Genomic DNA, 5,090 nt, shown 5'->3' on the forward strand with positions numbered 1-5,090 from the left:
GATTAGTGCAGGCCTCTACGACGCAGCCGAAGCGACCAGTCGCAGCTTGCTGAGCTTGAGCCCGGATCGGCCGGGCGCGCGCGGCCGACTCGCCGTTGCCTTGTTGCTAGAGGGTGATGCCGCCGGCGCGCTGGTGGAAGCCAGGCAGTTGGACGATTTTCGGAAGCCACTCGCCGAGTCGATGGCCTACCACGCGCTGGGGCGCAAGGCTGAGTCCGATGCAGCCCTGGCTGAATTGACGGTACTGCAGCCCGATGAGCGCCCGACTTATGACATCGCCAGCGTGCACGCATTCCGTGGAGAGGCGGACCAGGCCTTCTTGTGGCTGGAACTTGCGGCAGAGGAGAGCGGTGGCAACCTGCCCACGGTCATGCTTGACCCCCTGTTCGAAAACCTCCATGAGGATCCACGTTGGCTGCAGTTCCTGCGCAGTGTCGGCAAGGCGCCGGAGGATCTGGCGAAGATCCGGTTTCATGTGCCGATGTCTCAAGCAAGCACGGACAATCACCAATCGGCCCCTGCCGCGCTCACACCGACAAGCCCGCAATGAGCCCATCCGCCGAATCATGCGCGGAAAAGCCGGCCTCGATGTCTTCCGTGGACTGCTGGCAAGGATTCGCGCAGACGCCCAAGCACTTGCCGACCGGGTGCGAAAGGAGACCGGGGCATGAAAAGAGCGCCACATGACTGATTTCTGGCAACGCCTGCAGCAACGCAAGCTCGTGCAATGGGCGATGGCCTATCTGGCTGCTGCCTGGGTGCTGCTGCAAGTGCTCGATCTGGCCGCGGACAGCTACGAATGGCCGACCCTGATAATGCGAATTGCCTTCGGCCTGATCGCGCTCGGATTCCTCGTCACCCTGGTGCTGGCCTGGTATCACGGTGAACGTGGTGTGCAGAAGGTGTCGGCTACGGAGTTGCTGATTGTCGCGCTGCTACTGCTTGTCGGTGGTGGGCTGATCTGGCAGTTCTCGCAGTCGTCGCCGACGAGCGACACGACGCAAGTGTCGGCATCCGGACAGGTTTCGGTCTCCCCGGCGGCGGGCGCGACCGGTGCGGATACGCCAGCGGTTGCTGACAAATCCGTTGCTGTCCTTGCGTTTTCCAACATGAGCGATGACAAACAGAACGAATACTTTTCCGATGGCGTCAGCGAAGAATTGCTCAATGTTCTGGCGCGCGTCCCGGGCCTGAAAGTTACCGCGCGAACATCTTCGTTCTTCTTCAAGGGCCAGAATGTTCCGATTCCCGAGATTGGGGAAAGGCTCGGTGTTGCCTATGTCGTCGAAGGCAGTGTTCGCAAGGCCGGCAACAAGGTCCGAATAACGGCGCAGCTGATCAAGGCCAGCGAAGGGTTTCATGTCTGGTCGGAGACCTACGATCGTGAACTCGATGACATTTTTGCCCTCCAGGAAGAATTGGCATCAAGTATTGCCAAGGAGCTTTCGGGCGCCATTGGCATATCCCAGACCAGTGTCGCTGCGACCGGTACTACTCGAAGTGTGCCTGCCTACGAGAAGTACTTGAAAGGGCGCCAGGCATGGAATCTCACGACCCACGCCGGCGATCTCGAGGCAGTGGAGTACTTCAAGAGTGCGCTGGCCCTGGATCCGGATTACGCCATGGCACACGGGGCGCTTGCCGAGGCCTATGTGTCGTTGGCAAATGATGGCGTCGAGCCTGCTTCAAAGGTTTTTCCGCTGGCACGCGCTTCCGCAAAACGCGCCCTGGCCATTGATCCGGACAACGTGCAGGCGCATACGGCACTCGCCGAATACGCCTTTCACTACGATTGGGACTGGGCAGCCTCTGATCGCCATATCGAGCAAGCGCTCGCTGCCGATCCAAACTATGCGATGGCGTACAGCCGCCATGCCGGGCACCTTTCGGCGCGCAATCTGCTCGAAGATGGGGCAGCGGCGGATCAGCGTGCACGCGAGCTTGATCCGGTGAATCAGAATTCATTGCGATCTTCCAATCTGCTCTATCGGCGACATTACGCCGAGGCGATTGAAGCAGCGAACGGAGAGCTTGCAGATAATTCCTCAAGTAACGTGGCCCGTACCAACCTCGGTCAGGCGCTGGCACTGTCCGGTAAGCCCGATGAGGCCGTTGAAATGTTTCGGGCAATGGCGATCGAAACGCCCGAGGACCTTCGTGTGCAGGCCAACCTTGGCTGGGCACTGGGTCTTTCCGGGCAGGCCGAGTTGGCCGGTGCGATTCTGCGACAGCTGACGACGCTGGCTGATACACATTTTGTGTCGCCACTTTCACTGGCCATGGTCGCGCTGGGCATCGGCGACCACGATCGCGTATTCGTTGAGCTGGAAAAGGCCAGGGAAGTGCGCGATCCAATGCTGCCCTTCATTGGCTACGCGCCGTTCTGGGATCCGGTTCGCGGCGATCCGCGTTTTCGCGAACTGCTGAGACAGCTGAATCTCGATGAATATTTCCCCGAGACTGCAGACTTAACGAGTATGAAGCCCGGAGACACAGATGGTTGATCCTGCTGCAAAACAATATTCAAGACAGCGCACTTGACGCGTTGATAGCCGCGCCATTGCAGAGCCTCGTTTTGTTGTCATCCACTCATTCATGAACTCATCAATGCAATCCCTGTGAGGACCCAACCATGATGCGAAACGCAGTGACACTCATTGTTGCCACTCTAGTTCTTGGTGGTTGCGGCAAGCACGACAAGGACGCAGCCACGCAGCCAGTCAATGATGTTGCGCCCGTTGTCGCCGACGCTGAAAAGGCAGGCGCTACTTTCGATGCCGCAATAGATCAACTGACCCGTAGCTACTACCAGCAAGTGCCGGAAGCAGCAACCTACAACGGCATTCCGGACGAGCTCACCTCCGGCGCCGATGCCCGACTCAATGATCGTTCGGTGGAAGGCGACAAGGCGCGTGTGGCCGAAATGGAAAAGCGGCTGGCCGAATTGCAGGCGACGTCACCGGATTCGCTCAGTGCCGATCAGCGCCGCATCCGCAGCACGTTGATCACCCTGTTCGATGGCGCACTCGGTCCCATGCGCGTGGCTGATTACGGCAGCGGCTTTGATGCCTACGGCATCTGGTATCTGCCTTACGTGATTATCCAGAACTCCGGGGTTACCGTCGACGTTCCCAAGCTGATGGAAGCGCAGCAGACTGTTCGCAACGCCGCAGAGGCCACGGAGTACCTGGAGCGACTTGAGCTGTTTCCCGGGATACTCGACGGCGCATTGGCAAGGATGCGCCATGATGTGGATCTCGGCGCGATTCCGCCCGACTTCATCGTGCAGAAATCAAAGGCCGTGGTTGACGCGTTTGCGGCCATACCGGCCGCTGACAACGTACTGGTCACGAGCTTCGCCAGCAAGCTCAAGGCAGCCGATGTTGCCGATGCGGATTCGTATTCGGCCAAGGCATTGGACATCGTGGGCAACGGCGTAATCCCGGCGTATCAGCGCATCAGCGCCTATCTCGGTGAAATCGAGCCTTTGGCGCCGCATGATGCCGGCGTCTGGCGTCTGCCGAATGGCGCGGCGCTGTACAAGGCGATGATCCGACACATGACCGACAGTGATCTGGATGCCGAGGAAGTGCATCAGATTGGCCTCGACGAAGTGGCTCGCATTACGGCCGAGATGGACGTCCTTCTGCGCGAGCAGGGCTACACCGAAGGAACGGTTGGCGAGCGCATGATCGCGTTGGCTGCCGATCCACGCTATGTGTTTCCGAACACGCCGGAAGGCAAGGCACAGCTGCTGGCGAGCATCGAGAAGCAGATGGCCGACATGAATGCGCTGCTGCCGAAGTTGTTCGGCAATGTGCCCAGGCATCCGATCGAGTTGCGCGCCGTCCCCGAATTCAGTCAGGACTCGGCACCGGGCGGTTACTACGACCCTCCTTCGCCGGATGGTTCGCGCCCCGGCATCTACTGGGTCAATCTGCGCGATACGGCCGCGTTGCCGAAGTTTTCCGCGCCAACGCTGACCTTCCACGAGGCCATCCCCGGCCATCACATGCAGATGGCCATCGCGATTGATCAGGATGCGCCGTTCATTGCCAAGAGTTTCTATTCCAACTCAGCGGGCGAGGGCTGGGCCTTGTACGCCGAAGCGCTGGCTGCCGAAATGGGCATGTACGCGGATGATCCGATTGGTGACATTGGCCGCCTGCGCGATGAGCTGCACCGTGCGGTTCGGCTGGTCGTCGATACCGGCATGCATGCCAGGAAGTGGAGTCGCGAAGAGGCCATTGATTACATGGTTGCCACCGAAGGCGCCGATCAGGGTTCTGCCGTGTCGGAGATCGAGCGCTATGTTGTCTGGCCCGGTCAGGCGCTCGGCTACAAGATCGGCATGCTCAGGATCCAGCAGCTGCGCAAGGAAGCGGAAGCGGCCTACGGCGATCAGTTCGACATCCGCGAATTCCATGATCGACTGCTCGCGATCTCGGCTTCGGCATTGCCGGTGATCGAGAGCGAAATGCGCGCGTGGATTGCCAAGGCCGGTGAGCAGAAATGATCTCGATCGGCGTGTTGCACCACGAGAGCGCCTCGCGTTGCTTTTCGTAGGAAATGGCTTTAGCCCTGATGCTTGTCCCGCGCAATGTGTCGAAGAGCATCGGACATCAATGTCTCTCCTACCAGACGCCGGTTTACGGCGCGGTCTTCGATCGCTGTGCTCGCGTTTCCGCTTTGTGGTTGGCTTTAGCCCCGCTATGCTGCCCTGCTGAAGAAACTCGGATTGCCGGAGTAATGCCATGATCTTCCGCCGCTTCTTGCAGCGATTCCGGCAACAGCAATGGGGCGCGATCGCCATCGAACTGGTGATTGTCATCTTCGGCGTATTCATCGGCATGCAGGTGTCGAACTGGAATGAGGAGCGCGAGACCGCGCAGAAAGCGGTCGTCTTCACAGCGCGTCTGACCGACGACCTGCGCAAGGAGGCATGGGCCTACGAACCCATGATCAACTACAGCCGCCAGACCAATGCCAACCAACGCCGCGTGCTCGATGCGATGGCGGGGGATATCGCGTTGTCGGATGAACAATTCGTGATCAGTGCCTACCGCGCCACCCAATACAAGGACTTCAAC

At 59.6% G+C, this 5,090-nt stretch carries 4 protein-coding genes; all 4 read left to right on the forward strand.

Going from position 1 to position 5,090, the window contains the following annotated elements:
- On the forward strand, positions 1-550 hold a 550-nt coding region (locus WBP53_RS06285; RefSeq protein ID WP_423927039.1), incomplete at its 5' end, for a tetratricopeptide repeat protein.
- A 133-nt stretch (positions 551-683) separates the two neighbouring features.
- Positions 684-2,504, forward strand: a complete 1,821-nt coding sequence (locus tag WBP53_RS06290) for a tetratricopeptide repeat protein (protein WP_423927041.1) — start codon at positions 684-686, stop codon at positions 2,502-2,504.
- Between the two features lie 128 nt (positions 2,505-2,632).
- On the forward strand, positions 2,633-4,516 hold the full coding sequence (locus tag WBP53_RS06295; RefSeq protein ID WP_423927043.1) for a DUF885 domain-containing protein: 1,884 nt from the start codon (positions 2,633-2,635) through the stop codon (positions 4,514-4,516).
- A 238-nt stretch (positions 4,517-4,754) separates the two neighbouring features.
- On the forward strand, positions 4,755-5,090 hold a 336-nt coding region (locus WBP53_RS06300; RefSeq protein ID WP_423927045.1), incomplete at its 3' end, for a hypothetical protein.

Source organism: Dokdonella sp. (assembly GCF_049593775.1).
Lineage (GTDB): Bacteria > Pseudomonadota > Gammaproteobacteria > Xanthomonadales > Rhodanobacteraceae > Dokdonella.

Bases quoted from the DNA above. Each gene is read 5' to 3' on its own strand.
- WBP53_RS06290 (WP_423927041.1), top strand. From the start codon at position 684: ATGACTGATTTCTGGCAACGCCTGCAGCAACGCAAGCTCGTGCAATGG.
- WBP53_RS06295 (WP_423927043.1), top strand. From the start codon at position 2,633: ATGATGCGAAACGCAGTGACACTCATTGTTGCCACTCTAGTTCTTGGT.